General features: G+C 70.4%; 17 protein-coding genes. 9 read left to right on the forward strand and 8 right to left on the reverse strand.

Going from position 1 to position 16,366, the window contains the following annotated elements; all coding sequences use genetic code 11:
• The first annotated feature begins 270 nt into the window (after positions 1-270).
• From ACGFIV_RS29080 to ACGFIV_RS29090, 3 genes are read left to right on the forward strand one after another with little or no spacing between them, the layout of a single operon-like run.
• The gene (locus tag ACGFIV_RS29080) at positions 271-435 is read left to right on the forward strand and encodes a hypothetical protein (RefSeq protein ID WP_358556593.1); all 165 of its coding nucleotides are present in this window, start codon (positions 271-273) and stop codon (positions 433-435) included.
• A gap of 5 nt (positions 436-440) precedes the next feature.
• The gene (locus tag ACGFIV_RS29085) at positions 441-1,340 is read left to right on the forward strand and encodes a sugar ABC transporter permease (RefSeq protein ID WP_358556615.1); all 900 of its coding nucleotides are present in this window, start codon (positions 441-443) and stop codon (positions 1,338-1,340) included.
• A complete protein-coding gene (locus ACGFIV_RS29090) occupies positions 1,337-2,176 on the forward strand; it encodes a carbohydrate ABC transporter permease (RefSeq protein ID WP_358556595.1) in 840 nt (279 codons plus the stop codon). Before ACGFIV_RS29085 ends, ACGFIV_RS29090 begins: the two co-directional genes overlap by 4 nt.
• Here ACGFIV_RS29090 and ACGFIV_RS29095 read toward each other — a convergent pair.
• Positions 2,173-3,318, reverse strand: coding sequence for a DNA-binding transcriptional regulator (locus tag ACGFIV_RS29095; RefSeq protein ID WP_358556598.1), 1,146 nt, complete (start codon positions 3,316-3,318; stop codon positions 2,173-2,175). The genes ACGFIV_RS29090 and ACGFIV_RS29095 overlap by 4 nt on opposite strands.
• A gap of 79 nt (positions 3,319-3,397) precedes the next feature.
• Between ACGFIV_RS29095 and ACGFIV_RS29100 the strand changes: the two genes are divergently transcribed.
• The 6 genes from ACGFIV_RS29100 to ACGFIV_RS29125 all read left to right on the forward strand — a co-directional run bounded on the left by ACGFIV_RS29100 (position 3,398) and on the right by ACGFIV_RS29125 (position 10,826).
• Positions 3,398-4,504: a Gfo/Idh/MocA family oxidoreductase gene (locus ACGFIV_RS29100; protein ID WP_358556601.1), complete on the forward strand. Its 1,107-nt coding sequence runs from the start codon at positions 3,398-3,400 to the stop codon at positions 4,502-4,504.
• Positions 4,494-5,333 carry a DUF6807 family protein gene (locus tag ACGFIV_RS29105; protein WP_392838235.1) on the forward strand — a complete coding sequence of 280 codons (840 nt, stop codon included), beginning with the start codon at positions 4,494-4,496 and terminating at the stop codon, positions 5,331-5,333. The genes ACGFIV_RS29100 and ACGFIV_RS29105 overlap by 11 nt, the downstream gene beginning before the upstream one ends.
• Positions 5,334-5,341: 8 nt before the next feature.
• Positions 5,342-6,295, forward strand: a complete 954-nt coding sequence (locus ACGFIV_RS29110; RefSeq protein ID WP_392838236.1) for an NAD(P)-dependent oxidoreductase — start codon at positions 5,342-5,344, stop codon at positions 6,293-6,295.
• Positions 6,292-7,293, forward strand: coding sequence for a Gfo/Idh/MocA family oxidoreductase (locus tag ACGFIV_RS29115; protein WP_358556609.1), 1,002 nt, complete (start codon positions 6,292-6,294; stop codon positions 7,291-7,293). The genes ACGFIV_RS29110 and ACGFIV_RS29115 overlap by 4 nt, the downstream gene beginning before the upstream one ends.
• A gap of 21 nt (positions 7,294-7,314) precedes the next feature.
• Positions 7,315-8,706 (forward strand): ABC transporter substrate-binding protein, encoded by a 1,392-nt coding sequence (locus ACGFIV_RS29120; protein WP_392838237.1) that lies wholly within the window; start codon positions 7,315-7,317, stop codon positions 8,704-8,706.
• A 440-nt stretch (positions 8,707-9,146) separates the two neighbouring features.
• The gene (locus ACGFIV_RS29125) at positions 9,147-10,826 is read left to right on the forward strand and encodes a DEAD/DEAH box helicase (protein WP_358561858.1); all 1,680 of its coding nucleotides are present in this window, start codon (positions 9,147-9,149) and stop codon (positions 10,824-10,826) included.
• Positions 10,827-10,923: 97 nt separating this feature from the next.
• Here the strand turns inward: ACGFIV_RS29125 and ACGFIV_RS29130 are convergent, their stop codons facing one another.
• From ACGFIV_RS29130 to ACGFIV_RS29160, 7 genes are all read right to left on the reverse strand, one after another.
• A complete protein-coding gene (locus tag ACGFIV_RS29130) occupies positions 10,924-11,937 on the reverse strand; it encodes an NAD(P)/FAD-dependent oxidoreductase (protein ID WP_392838238.1) in 1,014 nt (337 codons plus the stop codon).
• A complete protein-coding gene (locus ACGFIV_RS29135; RefSeq protein WP_358561133.1) occupies positions 11,934-12,488 on the reverse strand; it encodes an isoprenylcysteine carboxyl methyltransferase family protein in 555 nt (184 codons plus the stop codon). Before ACGFIV_RS29135 ends, ACGFIV_RS29130 begins: the two co-directional genes overlap by 4 nt.
• A 64-nt stretch (positions 12,489-12,552) precedes the next feature.
• Complete coding sequence (locus ACGFIV_RS29140; protein WP_392838239.1) at positions 12,553-13,620, reverse strand: type III polyketide synthase; 1,068 nt, start codon at positions 13,618-13,620, stop codon at positions 12,553-12,555.
• Positions 13,621-13,879: 259 nt separating this feature from the next.
• Positions 13,880-14,374: a DUF892 family protein gene (locus ACGFIV_RS29145; RefSeq protein ID WP_358561828.1), complete on the reverse strand. Its 495-nt coding sequence runs from the start codon at positions 14,372-14,374 to the stop codon at positions 13,880-13,882.
• A gap of 181 nt (positions 14,375-14,555) precedes the next feature.
• Complete coding sequence (locus tag ACGFIV_RS29150; protein ID WP_358561831.1) at positions 14,556-14,927, reverse strand: helix-turn-helix domain-containing protein; 372 nt, start codon at positions 14,925-14,927, stop codon at positions 14,556-14,558.
• Between the two features lie 10 nt (positions 14,928-14,937).
• A complete protein-coding gene (locus tag ACGFIV_RS29155; protein ID WP_358561834.1) occupies positions 14,938-15,525 on the reverse strand; it encodes an NAD(P)H-dependent oxidoreductase in 588 nt (195 codons plus the stop codon).
• A gap of 168 nt (positions 15,526-15,693) precedes the next feature.
• Positions 15,694-16,356, reverse strand: coding sequence for a response regulator transcription factor (locus tag ACGFIV_RS29160; protein WP_358561837.1), 663 nt, complete (start codon positions 16,354-16,356; stop codon positions 15,694-15,696).
• Positions 16,357-16,366: the final 10 nt, after the last annotated feature.

The raw sequence follows: 16,366 nt of genomic DNA on the forward strand, positions 1-16,366 counted from the left end.
CCGGTCACCCTGAGGCCGCCGGTACCGGCCAAAAGCCGGTATCGGCGGTACGGATCCGGCGCTCCACCGGGACGCGTGTGTAAGAAATCGAAGGAGGCCAGCGGGATACTGCATGGTCCTGCGAGTCCGGGCTTCGTACGTTGCTCCAACAACGGACACGCTGCTGATACGGCACCGTAACCGTTTATGTGCCTTTCCCGTACTTAACGGGAGAAAAGGTACATATGGGTGCAACATGGCAGAAATGCCACGAGGAGAAGGGAGCCGGCGATGATCCATCGGTCCCCCCGGAAAACGCGGCCGGCCACAGCCCTCGGGGGCGCCGTGGGGCCCACCGCCTGCCCCGAGGCGTTCAGCGCGGGCGCCGACGAGGAGCTCAGGGCCGGCATCACGGCCAAGCCGGTGTCCGAGACCGGTGCGGGTGGTCGAGGGTGACCACGATGATCCTCTCGGACGAGGGCCGCCGCCGGCTGCGCAAGCGGCGTCTGGTGGCCATCGCCTTCGTCTTCCCGGCGCTGGCGATCAACCTGCTGGTCATCGCCGGTCCGGCGGTGAGCAGCCTCTACTACGCCTGGACCGACTGGAACGGCTTCTCCGCCCCCAACTTCACCGGCCTGGAGAACGCCCGGCGGCTGGTCGAGGACCCGACCTTCTGGAACGCCCTCGGCCACAACTTCATCTGGCTGGTGCTGTTCCTGACCGTCCCGATGGTCATGGGCCTGGTCGGGGCGTTCATGTTGTCGCGGGTCCGCCGCGGCGCCTCCCTGTTCCGGGTGGTCTTCTTCATCCCGTACGTGATCGCCAGCGTCGTGAACGCGCAGATCTGGAAGAGCCTGCTCGACCCGGCCACCGGCATCGCCGCGCAGCTCGACAAGGTGGGCATCACCTGGCTCAACGACGTCTACTTCTTCGGCGACTCGAACATGTCGCTCTACAGCGTCGCGTTCGTCGACAACTGGCACTTCTGGGGCTTCCTGGTGGTGCTGTTCCTGGCCGCCATGCAGGGTGTCGACCCTTCGTTGTTCGAGGCGGCCCGGATCGACGGGGCCGGCCCGTTCCGCGAGTTCTGGCACGTCACGCTGCCCGGCATCCGGGCGACGCTGATGTTCGCCATCATGATCATCTCGCTCGGTTCGCTGCTGGCCTTCGACTACTCCTTCGCGCTCACCGGCGGCGGCCCGGCCGGATCCAGTGACCTGGTGTCTTTGCTGGTCAACCGGACCGCGTTCACCGCGCTCGAACCCGGCTACGCCTCGTTCATGGCGCTGGCGATCTCGCTGCTCGGCGGCGTCTTCCTGGTGATCTTCCACTTCATCCGCAGAAACGAGGACTCGCGGTGATCTCCAGGACGTCGGGCGGGGTCCGGCGGACCCCCCTCTCCTACTTCGTGCTGATCCTTCTGGCGCTGTTCGCCGGGCTGCCCCTGCTGATCCTGGTGTTCAACTCGTTCAAGTCGAACCTGGAACTCGGCGAGAACCCGCTGGGCCTGCCCTCGGGCCTGGAGTTCGGCAACTACACCGAGGCCTGGACGCGGGGCAGCATCGGCCGGGGCATGTGGAACAGCGTCATCCTGGTGGGCGGCACCGTGATCGGCACCTGCGTGTGCGCGGGCGCGGCGGCCTACTCGATGGCACGGCTCGACCTGCCGTTCAAGCGGGGCGTGGAGAACTACCTGTTCGTGGTGATCTCCCTGCCGGTGCAGATGTTCATCGTGCCCCTGTTCTTCCTCTGGTCGAACCTGGCCCTGATCGACAGCCTGTTCGGCCTGATCATCATCTACGTGGCGCTGAACACGCCGTTCTCGGTGCTGCTGTTGCGCACGTTCCTGGTCGGCATCCCGAGGGAGCTCGACGAGGCGGCCAGGATCGACGGCGCCAACGAGTGGCAGATCGCCTGGCGCGTCATCCTGCCCCTGGCCAGACCGGGGCTGCTGACCGTGGGGCTGGTGGCGGGCCTCGGGGCGTACTCGGAACTGCTCTTCGCGGTCATCTTCGTGACCACGCCGGAGAAGCTGCCGATGGCCACCGCGCTGCTCCAGTACAGCCAGGGGCACACCCAGCTCTTCGGGCTGGTCAACGCGGCGGCGGTCATCATGACACTGCCCGCCGTGGTGCTGTTCCTGTTCATGCAGCGCAAGTTCATCGCGGGCCTGGCCAGCGGTGGAGTGAAGGGTTAGGGCGAGCGGTGCGCCCGGCGGTACTCGCCCGGCGACTTGCCGGTGAACTTCTTGAAAGCCACTCCCATGTACTCGGAGTGGCTGAAGTTCATCCGCCCGGCGAGCTGCGGCAACGACCAGTCGGTCTGGATCAGCAGGTCGGCGAGGCGCTCCATGCGGACCCGGGTGATCTCCTCGTGAACGGTACGGCCCAGCACCTGCGTGAACCGGTAGTCGAGCGAGCGCCGCGAGAGTCCCACGTGGCGCTGCACGGCCTCCACCGGCAGGCCGTCGTCGACGCGGTCCCGGATGAGCTGGAGCGCGCAGGCCACGATCGGGTCGTCGACGGCCAGGATGTCGCTCGACTGCCGGGTGACCACCCGGAGCGGCTCGATCAGGTGCAGCTTCGGCGCGAGGGCCTGGCCGGACATCATCTGGTCGAGCAGCGAGGCGGCCAGGAAACCGGTGTGGGTGGTGTCGGGCTGGATGCTCGACAGCGGCGGCGTGGTCAGGTTGCAGATCAGCTCGTCGTTGTCGACGCCCAGCACCGCGACGGTGTCCGGCACCGCCAGGCCGGCGATCTTGCAGGCTTCCAGGATCTCCTGCCCGGCGATGTCGTAGCAGGCCAGCACGCCCACCGGCTTGGGCAGCCCGAGCAGCCAGCCGGCCATCGCCTCCCGTTCGGCGGCCAGGTGGCGCGTGTGCTCCATCTGGAACCCGTGCGCGGCCAGGTCGTGCCGGGCGGCGTGCGCGAAGAACCCGGTGCCGCGTTTCACCGACCAGCCGAACCGGGCGTCGCCGCAGTAGGCGACGTTCCTGAGCCCCCGTACGGCGAAGTGCTCGACGGCCAGCCGGGCGATCACGTCGTCGTCGGTCTCCACGCAGGGCAACTCGGGCGCCAGATAGGCGGCGCTCAGGTCGACGGCGGGCACCCCGAGGCGGCGCACCTGGCGGGCGGTCTCGGCGTTCTCGATGCGGGCGATCACCCCGTCGCCCTGCCAGCCGCCGAGCCACGACAGGTCGGTCTCCTGGCGGCTGTGCTCGCCCAGGTAGATCGACCATCCGGGGTGGGTGACCAGGTACTGCTTGATGCCCACCAGCAGGCCTCTGGCGTACGCGTTGGAGGTCTCGACGAGCAGTGCGACGTGCCTGGTCTCCGGCATTTTCGCAATGTACTAAATCGAAGGAAGGCTGCGGGAAATTGCATGGTCGCAGTTCAGCGTCGTTCGTACCTTTGACGCCATGACAGACAAGGTACGGGTCGCCATCGCGGGCCTCGGGTTCGGCGCCGAGTTCATCCCGATCTACCTGGCGCATCCGAACGCCGAGCTGGTCGCCGTGTGCCAGCGGTCAGAGGACTCCCTCAACCGGATCGCCGACCGGTTCGGCATCGAGGGCCGGTACACCGACTACGACGCCATGCTGGAAGACCCGGACATCGACGCGGTGCACATCAACACCCCGATCGGCGCCCACGCCGACCAGTCGGTGGCGGCGCTGGACGCGGGCAAACACGTGGCGTGCACGGTGCCGATGGCGGTCTCTCTGGAGGACTGCGCCCGGGTGGTCGCCGCCCAGGAGGCGTCGGGCAAGGCGTACATGATGATGGAGACCGCCGTCTACACGCGGGAGTTCCTGTACGCGAAGGAGCTGCTGGACAGCGGCGCGCTGGGCCGCATCCAGTTCCTGCGCGGCGCCCACATGCAGGAGATGGCGGGCTGGCCGGACTACTGGCAGAGCATGGCGCCGATGCACTACGCCACCCACGCGGTGGCGCCGCTGCTGGCGCTGGCCGGGGCGCGGGCCGCCTCGGTGCGCTGCGTGGGTTCGGGACGGGTCGGCGGTCGCGATCCCGAGTCCGGCCTGCACTTCGCCGTGGAGAGCGCGGTGTTCTCGCTGCGCGACTCCGACCTGGCGATGGAGGTCACGAGGTCCCTGTACGACGTCGCCCGCGAATACGTGGAGAGCTTCGACGTGTACGGCTCCCTGAGGAGCTACGAGTGGCAGCAGCTCGAACGGGAGCACCCCGTGGTCTTCATCGGTGAGGACGGCGAGCGGAGCGAGGTCCCCGACTTCGCCCGCCTGCTCCCCGAGGAGATCCGCCGCTTCACCACCAAGGGCGTCTACGACGCCGGCGACAACCAGCACCTGTCCTTCACCCAGGGCGGCGGCCACGGCGGCTCCCACCCCCACCTGGCGCACGAGTTCCTGATGGCCGTCATCGAGAACCGCCGCCCCTTCCCCGACGTGTACGCCTCCGCCAACTGGACCAGCGCCGGAATCCGCGCCCACCAGTCGGCCCTGCGGGGCGTCGAACTCGACATCCCGGTGTACGGCGATGACGACTGAACTGACCGCCCTCGCGGAAGCCGGCCGGGTCGGCGTCTTCCACACGGGCTCCCCGACCCCGATCGTGGTGCAGAACGCCATGCCCGGCAAGCGCCCGTTCATCCACCCGATCGTGGTGCCCGGCGGCACCGCGGCGGTCACCGAGGACGCGCCCGGCCACCACCCGTGGCAGCACGGCCTCTACGTCGGCCTCAACGACGTCAACGGCATCGGCTTCTGGCTGGAGGGCCTGCGCCCCGCCAGCGCCGCCACCGACGGCACCTTCCACCCCAGCCTCCAGGGCGTCCCGAAGGCGCGGGACAACAGGGCGTGGTGGTCGGTCGGCACCGACTACCGCCACCCCGACGGCACCCTGCTCATGCTGGAGACCCAGGACTGGCTGCTCACCGACCACGGCGACCGCTACGACCTGGACGTCGTGCTCACCTTCCAGGCGGAGGTCCCGCTGACGTTCGGCCAGTACCCGTATGGCGGTCTGTTCCTGCGCATGCCGTACCGCAAGGAGACCGGCGGTCACGCGGTCAACAGCGAGGGCCGGCGGGACGCGGCCGCGGAAGGGCGGCGGGCCCGCTGGGTGGCGGTGCGCATGGAGGTGCCCGGCCACACCGGCGAGGCGCAGGTCGCGGTGATGGACCACCCCGGCAACCTCGAACACCCCGTGCCCTGGCGGGTCGACAACGAATTCGGCATCGCGCCCAGCGCCTGCGTCGCCGGGCCGTGGACGCTCGGCGAAGGCGAGATCCGGGCCTTCCGGCACCGTGTCGCGGTGTTCGCCGAACCCGTCGGCACCGAGACCATCGACGAGATCTGGACGTCGTTCACCAAGTGAGGACCACGATGAAGACGGCGATCGTCGCCACCCCGGAATTCGAGTGGCACTGGCCCTTCACGGCCGACCACCTGCTCAACCTGCTGCCCGGAGCCACCCTGACCCGCCAGGCCACCCTGGAGGACCTCCCCGGGGACACCGAGCGGCTGATCTCCCTGGGCGTGCTGCCCACGGGGGAGGACCTCGACCGGTTCCCGGCGCTGGCCGAGATGTACGCCAGCTCCGGCTACCAGGCCCCGGCCGAGACGGGCGAACTGCTGAAGTCGCGGGGGATCCGGCAGCTCAAACTGCCGTCGGAGGGCTACTGGGGCCAATCGGTCTCCGAGTTCGCCCTCGGCCTGACGATCGGCGCGCTGCGGCGTATCCCGCAGACGCACCACGAGATCATCCAGAGCCTCGGCCCGTGGAACCATCCCTACGGCCAGTACGCCGACGACCCCGACTTCACCGCGGGCACCGTGGAGGGCACGCGGGTGCGGATCGTCGGCGCCGGCAACATCGCCAGCCGCTACGCCTCCTTCACCCACATGCTGGGGGCGGACGTCGCCGCCTGGGACCCGTTCGCCGCCGAGCCGTCCTTCCACCGGTCGGGCGCGCGCCGGGTCCACCACCTGGAGAACCTGCTCGCCGACGCGGAGATCTTCGCCCCGATGGTGCCGCTGCTGCCGAGCACCGAAGGGCTGGTCACCGCCGAGCACATCCGGGCCCTGCCCAAGGGCTGCCTGGTCGTGCTGGTGACCCGGGCGGCCGTCGTCGACATGCCGGAACTGCGCCGGCGGGTGCTCGCCGACGAGCTCAGCCTGGCCGCCGACGTGTTCGACGTCGAACCGGTGCCGCTGGACGACCCGCTGCTCGGACGGCGCAACGTCGTGCACACCCCGCACAACGCGGGGCGCACCCGCGAGTCCAACATCCGTCTCGCCGAGGCGCTGGCCGCGCTGTTCCCGGAGTCAGGGAGATGATCAAGGTCGCGGTGGCGGGACTGGGGTTCGGACGGCGGTTCGTCCCGATCTACCGTGACCATCCTCTGGTGTCGTCCGTGGTGGTGGCCGATCCGATCGAGGGTTCGTGCCTCGACGACGTGCTGGCCGACCCCACGGTCGACGCGGTGCACATCGTCACCGGGCTGACCGACCGGGCCGACCACATCGTGGCCGCCCTGGAAGCGGGCAAGCACGTGGCGAGCACGGTGCCGATGGCCCTGTCGCTCATCGACATCGAGCGGGTGCTGAACGCCCGGGAGCTGGCCGGGACGACGTACATGATGATGGAGACCGCGGTCTACACGCGGGCCTGTCTGTACGCCGCGGGCCTCGCCTTCGGGGAGATCAACTACGCCCGGGGTGTGCACACCCAGGACATGACCGGCTGGCCCGGCTACTGGCGCGGCCTGCCGCCCATGTACTACGCCACCCACGCGATCGCGCCCATCTTGCACCTGCTCGACGCCCCCGCCGCGGAGGTCGCCGCCCTCGGGGGCGGCCGGCTCCGGCCGGAGAACCGGGGCGACTACGGCAACGAGTTCGCCGTCGAGTCGGCGCTTGTACGGGTGGCGGGCAGGGACACGGTCGTCGAGCTGACCCGCTCGCTCTACCAGGTCGCCCGCCCCTACGCCGAGACCTTCTCCGTCTATGGCGACCGGCTCGGTTTCGAATGGGACCGCGACATGGTCCTCCACACACTCCAGCCTCCGACCGAGGTCAGGGGCCGCCAGGTCACGACCGAACCGGTGAGCCCGCCGGACCGGCCTGACCTGCTGCCCGAGGAGATCCGCGCGTACACGAGCGGCGGCCACGACGGTTCGCATCCGCATCTCGTGCACGAATTCGTGTCCGCCGTCGTCGAGGGCCGCCCGCCCGTGATCGACCACACCCGGGCCGCGAACTGGACGGCAGTCGGCATCGCCGCCCACGCCTCGGCCCAACGCGGCGGAGTGCCCGTCGCGGTGCCCCCCTTCTGACCGGCAAAAAAGGAGCCAGATATGGTCACACGTCGCCGTACGCTCGCGTTGGTGGCCGCGCTCACCCTGCTCGGCGGCTGCGCCGCAGAGCCCCCCGCGGTCAAGAACAACACGACCGTGCCCACCGCCGCCGCGGAGATCGGCGGCAAGGTCACGATGTGGTACGACCTCGATTCCAACGACGAGAAATCGGTCAAGGAATTCGAGAAATGGTATATCGAGCCGTACAAGAAGATGTATCCGAAGGTCACGGTCGACGCGATCGCCAGCACCGGCGGCACCCTCGCCCAGAAGGTCAAGACCGCCCTCGCGGCCGGACGCGGCCCCGACTTCATCGAGACCCCCGGCTCCTCCACCGCCATTCCCTACGCCGAGGCGGGCTACCTCACCGACCTCGGCCCGCTCGCCGAGAAGGAGGGCTGGAAGAAACGCATCCTGCCATGGGCCTATGACATGGGCGTCATCGACGGGAAGTTCCTGGCCGTCCCGCTTTACTACGAGACCCTCGTCGTCTTCTACAACAAGACCCTGTTCACCCAGAACGGCTGGACCCCGCCGACCGACCGCGCCTCCCTGGAGAAGCTCGCGGGCGAGATGCAGGCCAAGGGCATCGTGCCGTTCGTCAACGCCAACGCCACCTACCAGGGCGCGACCGACTGGCTGGTCAGCTCGTTCATGAACGGTGTGGCCGGCCCTGCCAAGATCAACCAGGCGCTCACCGGCAAACTGCCCTTCACCGACCAGTCGTTCGTCGACTCGATCCAGCTCATGGCCGACTACTTCGGCAAGGGCTACTTCGCGGGCGGCGCCAAGCAGTACTTCTCCCTCCAGGACCCGCAGAAGTACGCCATGTTCGCCAAGGGCAAGGCCGGCATGTACATCTCCGGGAGCTGGGAGTTCGGCGCCCTGGACAAGTACTTCAAGGAGGCGGGCTCCGAGTGGGCCGAGGCGCCACTGCCCCCGCTCGCGCCCGGCGTGCCCTCCGACGTCTACCCGCTGTCGGTCGGCGGCACCATGTCGATCAACGCGGCCTCCAAGAACCTCCCGGCCGCCGCCGCCTACCTGAGCTGGATGCTCTCGGACGTCACGACCATGTGGGAGGCCACCTCCCTGGGCCTGCGGGTGCCGCTCCCGATCACCTTCACCCAGGCCGACGTCCCCCCAGGTGTGGACCAGCGGATCGTCGACCACTACCAGAGGATCAACAGCGCCTCGCAGAAGGGCGCCGTCGGGTACACCACCTGGACCTCCTTCGGCGGTAAGGCCGAGCAGTACATCCTGGAGAACATCGACAAGGTGGTGAACGGCGACCAGTCGGCGGCGGCGTTCTGCGCCGGCCTCGACAAGGCCTTCAAGTCCGACGTCACCGCGGGCCTCATCCCGCCCGTCTACTCCACCTCCGCGACGGGCTGACCGACCCCCCCGGCTGCCGGTCCTGCTCAGGACCGGCAGCCCCTCCCACGCGAGGGCGGCGCCGCGGCGGTGGCGACGACCGCGAGCGAGGTCTTCAGGAGTGTTGGCTTCATGCCGGGCGTCCTGCCCACCGGACGACGTCCGATACGGTCTTCGGGGGTCGCTTCCGCCCCTGGACGGGCCCTGCCGGCCCGGCCGACGGGCGGGCCGCGCATCGCGGCCGGTCTGACCCCGGGCAGTCTCAAGTAAACTTCCTCTCCCGTAAGCGTGAAAAGGCCGTCCTCACATCGAGGACGGGGTTCTCGTACGCCGAAAGGCACCGCGCCGGGGCGGGAACACCACCGGTACGGGCCCCCGGTGGGCGGGAAGCATGCTGCGACAGTGGAACATGGTGTCAACACCGATCCCATGCGCGTCCGTCCGGAACGAGGAGCTCGATCATGACCCCCAACGCCACCGAAGACTCGACGGGCTTCGCTGACCTGGGGCTGCGTGCCGAGCTTCTGCGCTCGCTCACCGGTCTCGGGTACGAGGAGCCGACGCCGATCCAGCGCGAGGCCATCCCGCCGCTGGTGGAGGGCCGTGACCTGCTCGGGCAGGCCGCGACCGGCACCGGCAAGACGGCGGCGTTCGCCCTGCCGATCCTCCAGCGGATGCCCGCGGGCAGGAGCTCGGGGTCGCCGATCGCGCTCGTGCTGGTGCCCACGCGCGAGCTGGCCGTCCAGGTCTCAGAGGCCGTCCACCGCTACGGCCGCGACCTCGGCGCCCGCGTCCTGCCGATCTACGGCGGGCAGCCGATCGGGCGGCAGCTCAGGGAGCTCCAGCGAGGGGTGGACGTCGTCGTCGCGACCCCCGGGCGGGCGCTCGACCACATCGGCCGCAAGACGCTCCACCTGGACGCCCTCCAGATCGTCGTCCTCGACGAGGCCGACGAGATGCTCGACATGGGGTTCGCCGACGACATCGAGGCGATCCTCCAGGAGACCCCCCAGGCCCGCCAGACCGTCCTGTTCTCCGCCACGATGCCGCCGCGCATCAACTCCATCGCCCGCCAGCACCTCAACGACCCGGTGCGCATCCAGATCGAGCGCGAGTCCGCCACCGCCGGGGAGTCCCCGCGCGTACGGCAGAGCGCTTACATGGTGCCGAGGGCGCACAAGCCCACGGCCCTCGGAAGGGTGCTCGACGTCGAGGCGCCCGAGGCCGCCATCGTGTTCTGCCGCACCCGCGAGGAGGTCGACCAGCTCACCGAGACCATGAACGGCCGCGGCTACCGCGCCGAGGCGCTCCACGGCGGCATGGGCCAGGAACAGCGCGACCGCGTCATGGCGCGGCTGAGGAGCGGTACGGCCGACCTGCTGGTCGCCACGGACGTGGCCGCGCGCGGGCTCGACATCGAGCAGCTCACGCACGTGGTCAACTACAACGTCCCCTCCGCTCCGGAGTCCTACGTCCACCGCATCGGCAGGGTCGGGCGCGCGGGCCGCGAGGGCGTGGCCATCACGCTCGCGGAGCCCCGCGAGCACCGCATGCTCAAGACGATCGAGCGGGTCACCAAGAGCAGGATCACGGTCGAGAAGGTCCCCACGGTCGCCGACCTGCGGGCGCGCCGCCTGGAGCTGACGCGCTCCGCCCTGGAGGAGAGCATCCTTGAGGACGACCTGGAGCACTTCCGCGTCGTGGTCGACACGCTCGCCGACGAGTTCGACCTCGTGGAGATCGCGATGGCGGCGGTGAAGCTGGCGCACGAGGCCAGCGGCGCCGCGGCCGACGAGGAGGAGATCCCCGACGTCCCGGTACGTCCCGAGCGCGAGGGCCGGCCGCGCCGCGAGCCCGGCGGGCGCGACGAGCGACGCGGGCGCGGGCCGTCCAGCGGCATGACCCGCATCTTCATCGGCGCGGGCCGCAGCGCCGGGGTCCGGCCGCAGGACCTGGTCGGCGCGATCGCCAACGAGTCACGGCTCAGCGGCCGGGACATCGGCGCGATCGAGATCGCCGACCGCTTCTCGCTCGTCGAGGTCCCCGACCACTCGACGGACGACGTCATCTCGGCACTACGCCAGACCACCGTCAAGGGCCGCAAGGTCACCGTCCGCCGCGAGCGCTTCGAACCCCGCTAGCCGGCGCGGCGGGGCGTGCCGGGCGGCCCGCCCGGGCCGCCAGGTCACCGGCAACGAACTCGCGCTTCGGCTCCAGACCCGCGGGAGGCGCCTGCCGTCAGGCCAGGGCGTTGACGGTGGCGCCGAAGACGGCGGGAAGGCGGTGCGCCGCCGGCACGATCAGCCGGGCCGAGCCCGAACGGCGGCGCGCGGCCAGCAGCGCCCCGGTGAGCAGCCGGTGGCGCAGCGACAGGCGCCGCCACGCACGCTCGTACGCCTCGGGCCGTCCCGCGCGCAGGCAGCCGACCAGCGCACGCGCGGACAGCAGCCCCAGGGAGACCCCCTCGCCGGTGAGCGCGTCCATGTAGCCGGCCGCGTCGCCGACCAGCAGCACGCGCCCGGCGACGCGGGCGCGTGCGCGCTGCCGGAGCGGCCCGGCGCCGCGCACCGAGGTGGCGTGGGGTCCGTCCAGCAGGGCCAGCAGCGCGGGGAACCCCGCCAGGTGCTCGTCGTAGCCTCGGCGCTCGGAGCTGAGCACGGCCACCCCGACCAGTTCCTCTCCCACCGGGGTCACGTACGCCTCGGCGCGCGCCGCCCAGTGCACTTCGACGAAGTCCGACCAGGGCGCGATGCGGTAGTGCCTGCGGAGCCCATAGCGGCGCGGGGCGCGGGCCGGCAGCTCAAGCCCGAGCAGGCCGCGCAGCGGGGAGTGCAGCCCGTCGGCGGCGACCAGCCAGCGGGCCCGCATCCCCGCCGCCTCGACCGAGTCCGTGTGCTGCCGCACACCGTCCACCCGGTCCTGGACGATCTTCACGCCCACCTCCGCCGCCCGCCCGGCCAGCGCGGCGTGCAGGGTGGTGCGGCGGACCCCGAGCCCCTGACCCTCGCGGAACGCCGCCTGCGCGCGGTGCCGCTCGTCGACGTACCGGATCCCGCGCAGCGGCCAGCCCTCCACGTGGGCGCCGAGGGAACGCAGCGCCGCGACCCCGGTGGGCATCAGACCCTCGCCGCACGCCTTGTCCACCGGAGCCGACCGGGGCTCGACCACCACGGCCTCCATCCCCGCCAGCGCGGCGTGGATGGCCGTCGCCAGGCCCGCCGGCCCGCCCCCGGCGACCAGCACGTCGATCACGCCGTCGCCTCGCGCGCGGCGGCCCCCGGACCCGGCGCCAGGGTCGCGAGGGCCGCGTTCTCGCAGCGGACGCGCACCACCATCAGCGCGGCGTTGAGCACGGTGAAGACCACGGCGGTCACCCACGCGCCGTGTACCAGGGGCAGCGCCGCGCCCTCCATGGCGACCGCCACGTAGTTGGGGTGGCGCGCCCACGCGAGCCGGTACGGCCCGCGCGCGACGAGCGACAGGCCGGGCACCACGATGACCTCGGTGTTCCACTGCGGTCCGAGCGACGTGATACACCACCAGCGCAGGCCCTGGGCCGCGACGACCAGGGCGAGCATCGGCCAGCCCAGGGCCGGTACGAAGGGCCGGTCCGCGAGGCCCGCCTCCAGCAGGCAGCCGGCGAGCAGGCCGGTGTGCAGGGCGACCATCCAGGGATAGTGACCGCGCCCGAAGACGCGCCCGCCCCGGGCGAGACTCCAGCGCGCGTTGCGCCGGGCGACCACCAGCTCGGCGAGACGCTCGGCGCCGACGAGCAGGACGAGCAGCAGGTACCAGGACGACATGCCCTGAGACGATACGGGTCCGATCACCAGGGGGACAGTCTGCAGCGGCGGCGACACTTCGCCCCTACCAGCGCAGCAGGACGAGCTCGGAGCAGAATCCGGGCCCCATCGCGATGAGCATCCCCGGGGTCCCCGGTGGCGGCGGGCGGAGCGCCAGCGTGTCGCGCAGGACGTGCAGGACGGAGGAGGAGGACAGGTTGCCGATGTCCTCCAGCGAGCGCCAGGTGAGGTCCAGCGCCCCCTCGGGCAGGTCGAGGCTCTCGGCGACGGCGTGCAGGACCTTGGGGCCGCCTGGATGGCACACCCACGCGGTGACGTCGCGCGTGGTGAGCCCGTGGTCGGCGAGGAAGCCGTTCACGTCGTCGGCCAGGTAGGTCCGTACGACCTCCGGGACGCTCGTGTCGAGCACCACGCGGAAACCGGTGTCGGAGACGTCCCAGCCCATCACCGCCTCGGAGTCCGGGTAGAGGTGGCCGCGGGTGGCGACCACGCTGGGGCCGGGAGCGGACCGCGGGTCCGCGGCACGGCCGGCGCCGACCGCCACCACGGCCGCCGCGCCGTCGCCGAAGAGCCCGCTGGCCACGAAGTTGACCGGCGAGGCCTCGGCGCGCTGCAACGTGAGCGAGCACAGCTCGACCGAGAGCAGCACGGCCACGTGGTCCGGCCATCCGCGCAGGTAGTCGTGGAGCCGGGCGATCCCCGCCGCACCCGCGACGCAGCCGAGCCCGAACACCGGTATCCGCTTGACGTCGGGGCGCAGCCCGAGCCTGCCGGCGAGCCTGGCGTCCACCGACGGCGCGGCGATTCCGGTCACCGACGTGAAAATGATCATGTCGACGTCGCCCGGCGCCAGCCCGGCCGCCTCCAGCGCGGCGCCCACCGCCTCGGCACCCAGGTCCACCGCCGCCTCGATGAAGATCTCGTTGGCCATCCCGAAGCCGTCGAGCTTGGCGTACTGCTCAAGCGGCAGAACCAGGTTGCGATGACCGACGCGGGCCGAGGTGTGCAGGCGGTCGAGCAGCCGCCGGTCGGCACCCGGGGGAAGACAGATGCGGGCGAAGGTGTCGGTTATCTCGGCCTGGGGGTAGCGGTTCGGAGGAAGAGCACCGCGGACAGCGGCAATTCGGGTCATATGGATTTCCCGGTTCGCTGACAGTGGGGACACCTCTGTCTTGCCCACCGTGCCGGTACGCATACCTGGAGGCCAGGTGGCGGCGCACTCGCGATCTTGACGCGTCTTTGTTTTCGCTGTTCGGAGGCCATGGCGCGGCGGCATTCAGTATTTCCGGAAATGTCACCAAAATGCTGATAAATCCGCGAGGGGCCGAGGGGTCTCCACGAGCGCCTCGGCGCCGGTCGCGCGGTCAGGGCCTCACGTCGCGGCGCCGGGGTCACACTCCGGCGAGGGTCGCCTCGCTGACCTCATGGCTGAGGCGCTCGAAGTGCCCCCTGGCCTCCTCCTCCCCGACCAGGTTGCTCTGGAGGAAGTGCGCGCACTCGGTCTGGCCCATGAGCACGGCCTTGTCGACGAGGCCCTTGTAACCGGCGGTCTTGTAGCTGGCCAGCTCCAGCTCCGACCCGACGGTGTACATGTCGATCACCTCGGGCGCGGGCCCCCGCTGGACGAACTGCTGGAACTCGGCCCGCATGGCGTCGACGACCAGGCAGTCCACGTCAAGCGGCGTGGTCCCGAGCGACTGGAAGCAGACGTCCAGGTTCCTGACCTTCTCCTGGCCTTTCGCCACCTGATGGCGCAGCTCCTCGGAAAGGCTGGTGCTGCGGACCTTTCCCGCCATCTCCTCCTTCATCTCCGTGATCTTGATCTCCCCGTCGTACGCGGCGGAGAGCTCGTACAGGAAGAGGTCGGCGGGGTTGTTGAAAGCCATGACTTCACCTCTTGCTCGCTGATGGCGGCATCTGCCCCCTGTTTTGCCCTACCCCCCGGCGCGACCCCGACTCACGCCAGGACGCCTATCTCTTCGCAGGCCAGAGCCCATTCAAGGGAAGGGCGGAACCCCGTCAACGTCTGGACGACCCGGGCATGCGGGATCCACGTCCCGGCCAACATCACGCTCCGGACGGGCGCGGGTGCTCCCGCGCCGCGACCTGCTCCTCCTGTCCCGGGAGCGGGATCCACTTGTGCGACCAGGCGATCAGGGCCTCAAGCGCCGGTTCGAGGTCGCGGCCCTTCTCGGTGAGGCCGTACTCGACCTGCACGGGGGAGGCCGGGATGACCCGGCGCTCGATGAGCCCCTCGCACTCCAGCGTGCGCAGCCGCTGGGCCAGCATGGTGTCGCTCAGGCCCGGCACGGCGGCCTTGATCTGCGCGTACCGGACCTGCCCCGTGAACATGGCGCGCAGGATGGCGCCGGACCAGCGGGAGCCGATCAGCTCGATCGCGGCGTGGAACCGCACGCAGACGGGGTTGACGTCGCTCATGGGTCCGCCCTCACCTCGTCGATGGGACCGCGCCCTCGCGCAGCGGGCGCAGGGTGTCGCTCACGCGGACGAGCTCGTCGAACATGGCCTTGGCCGACGCCGTCATGACGTCGTTCGGAACCACGTTCTCCTCGTCGTCGACGAACTGCCGGACGAAGGGGATGGAGACCGCCTCGGAGACCGGGATCATCTTGAGCGTGGTGACCACCTGCTTGATCATCTGAGCCGCGCGGGTGCCGGCCGCGACGCCGCCGTAGCTGACCAGCCCCACGGGCTTGTAGTACCACTCCTTGTGCAGGTAGTCGATGGCGTTCTTCAGCTCGGCGTTGTACCCGTAGTTGTACTCAGGCATGACGAAGACGAAGGCGTCCGCCTCGGTGACCTTGGCGCTCCAGTCGTGGGTGTGCTGGTGGGTGTACTGGCCCAGGCGGGGGTGGTTGGGCTCGTTCATGAAGGGCAGGCCGACCTCGGCCAGGTCGACCAGCTCCACGTCCGTGAAACCACCGTGCGCCCTCGCCTCCGCCTCGACCCACTGCCCGATCGGCAGCCCCACCCGGCCCGGCCGGGTGCTCGCCACGATGATCTCAAGCTTCGCCATGACACGTCTCCTCACGTCTCTCGCGGGAGCCTCCCGACGGACGCTCCTCACCACGCGCCACAGCGTACCTCAGAAAACTTAGTGACTAAGTAATCCTTAGTAATGGATCGTGACGCGGTCACCGCGCGGGCGCCGGGCCACGTGGGTCTCCCTCACAGGAGCGCGTGCTCAGACGTCCTCTGACGCGCTCGCGTCGTGGACCAGCAGAGCGATCTGGACGCGGTTGTTGAGATCCAGCCGGGTCAGGATCCGTGACACGTGCGCCTTCACCGTCGGCAGCGCCAGATGCAACTCCCGCGCGATCTCCGCGTTGGAGCTGCCGCGCCCCACAGCCCGGGCCACCTCCCGCTCCCGCTCGGCCAGTAGCGCCAGCCGGGCCCGGGCGGCGGCGGCCCGGTCGTCCTGCCCGGAGTCGCCCGCCACCTGCGCGATGAGCCGGCGGGTGACGGCGGGGGAGAGCACCGGGTCCCCGGCGGCCACGGTGCGGATGGCCGAGACGATGTCCTGCGGCGGGGTGTCCTTGAGGAGGAAACCGGCCGCGCCGGCGCGCAGCGCCCGCAGTACGTGCGCGTCGGTGTGGAAAGTCGTCAGGACCAGCACCTCAGGTGCTCCGGGCTGGGCCCGGAGCGCCCTGGTGGCGGCCAGCCCGTCGACGCCCGGCATCCGGATGTCCATCAGCACCAGATCGGGTGCGTACGCGGCCACCCGCTCGGGCACCTCGGCCCCGTCGGCGGCCTCCGCGACCACCTCGATGTCCGGGGCGCCGCCCAGCATCAGGCGCAGCCCGGCTCGCACGATCGCGTCGTCATCGACGAGCAGGACGCGGATCACTTGCGCCTTC

This window comes from Sphaerisporangium sp. NPDC049003 (genome assembly GCF_043197795.1).
Lineage (GTDB): Bacteria > Actinomycetota > Actinomycetes > Streptosporangiales > Streptosporangiaceae > Sphaerisporangium.

Bases quoted from the DNA above. Each gene is read 5' to 3' on its own strand.
- ACGFIV_RS29100 (WP_358556601.1), top strand. From the start codon at position 3,398: ATGACAGACAAGGTACGGGTCGCCATCGCGGGCCTCGGGTTCGGCGCC.
- ACGFIV_RS29155 (WP_358561834.1), bottom strand. From the start codon at position 15,525: ATGGCGAAGCTTGAGATCATCGTGGCGAGCACCCGGCCGGGCCGGGTG.
- ACGFIV_RS29125 (WP_358561858.1), top strand. From the start codon at position 9,147: ATGACCCCCAACGCCACCGAAGACTCGACGGGCTTCGCTGACCTGGGG.
- ACGFIV_RS29110 (WP_392838236.1), top strand. From the start codon at position 5,342: ATGAAGACGGCGATCGTCGCCACCCCGGAATTCGAGTGGCACTGGCCC.
- ACGFIV_RS29150 (WP_358561831.1), bottom strand. From the start codon at position 14,927: ATGAGCGACGTCAACCCCGTCTGCGTGCGGTTCCACGCCGCGATCGAG.
- ACGFIV_RS29085 (WP_358556615.1), top strand. From the start codon at position 441: ATGATCCTCTCGGACGAGGGCCGCCGCCGGCTGCGCAAGCGGCGTCTG.
- ACGFIV_RS29140 (WP_392838239.1), bottom strand. From the start codon at position 13,620: ATGACCCGAATTGCCGCTGTCCGCGGTGCTCTTCCTCCGAACCGCTAC.
- ACGFIV_RS29115 (WP_358556609.1), top strand. From the start codon at position 6,292: ATGATCAAGGTCGCGGTGGCGGGACTGGGGTTCGGACGGCGGTTCGTC.
- ACGFIV_RS29095 (WP_358556598.1), bottom strand. From the start codon at position 3,318: ATGCCGGAGACCAGGCACGTCGCACTGCTCGTCGAGACCTCCAACGCG.
- ACGFIV_RS29105 (WP_392838235.1), top strand. From the start codon at position 4,494: ATGACGACTGAACTGACCGCCCTCGCGGAAGCCGGCCGGGTCGGCGTC.
- ACGFIV_RS29120 (WP_392838237.1), top strand. From the start codon at position 7,315: ATGGTCACACGTCGCCGTACGCTCGCGTTGGTGGCCGCGCTCACCCTG.
- ACGFIV_RS29145 (WP_358561828.1), bottom strand. From the start codon at position 14,374: ATGGCTTTCAACAACCCCGCCGACCTCTTCCTGTACGAGCTCTCCGCC.
- ACGFIV_RS29080 (WP_358556593.1), top strand. From the start codon at position 271: ATGATCCATCGGTCCCCCCGGAAAACGCGGCCGGCCACAGCCCTCGGG.
- ACGFIV_RS29135 (WP_358561133.1), bottom strand. From the start codon at position 12,488: ATGTCGTCCTGGTACCTGCTGCTCGTCCTGCTCGTCGGCGCCGAGCGT.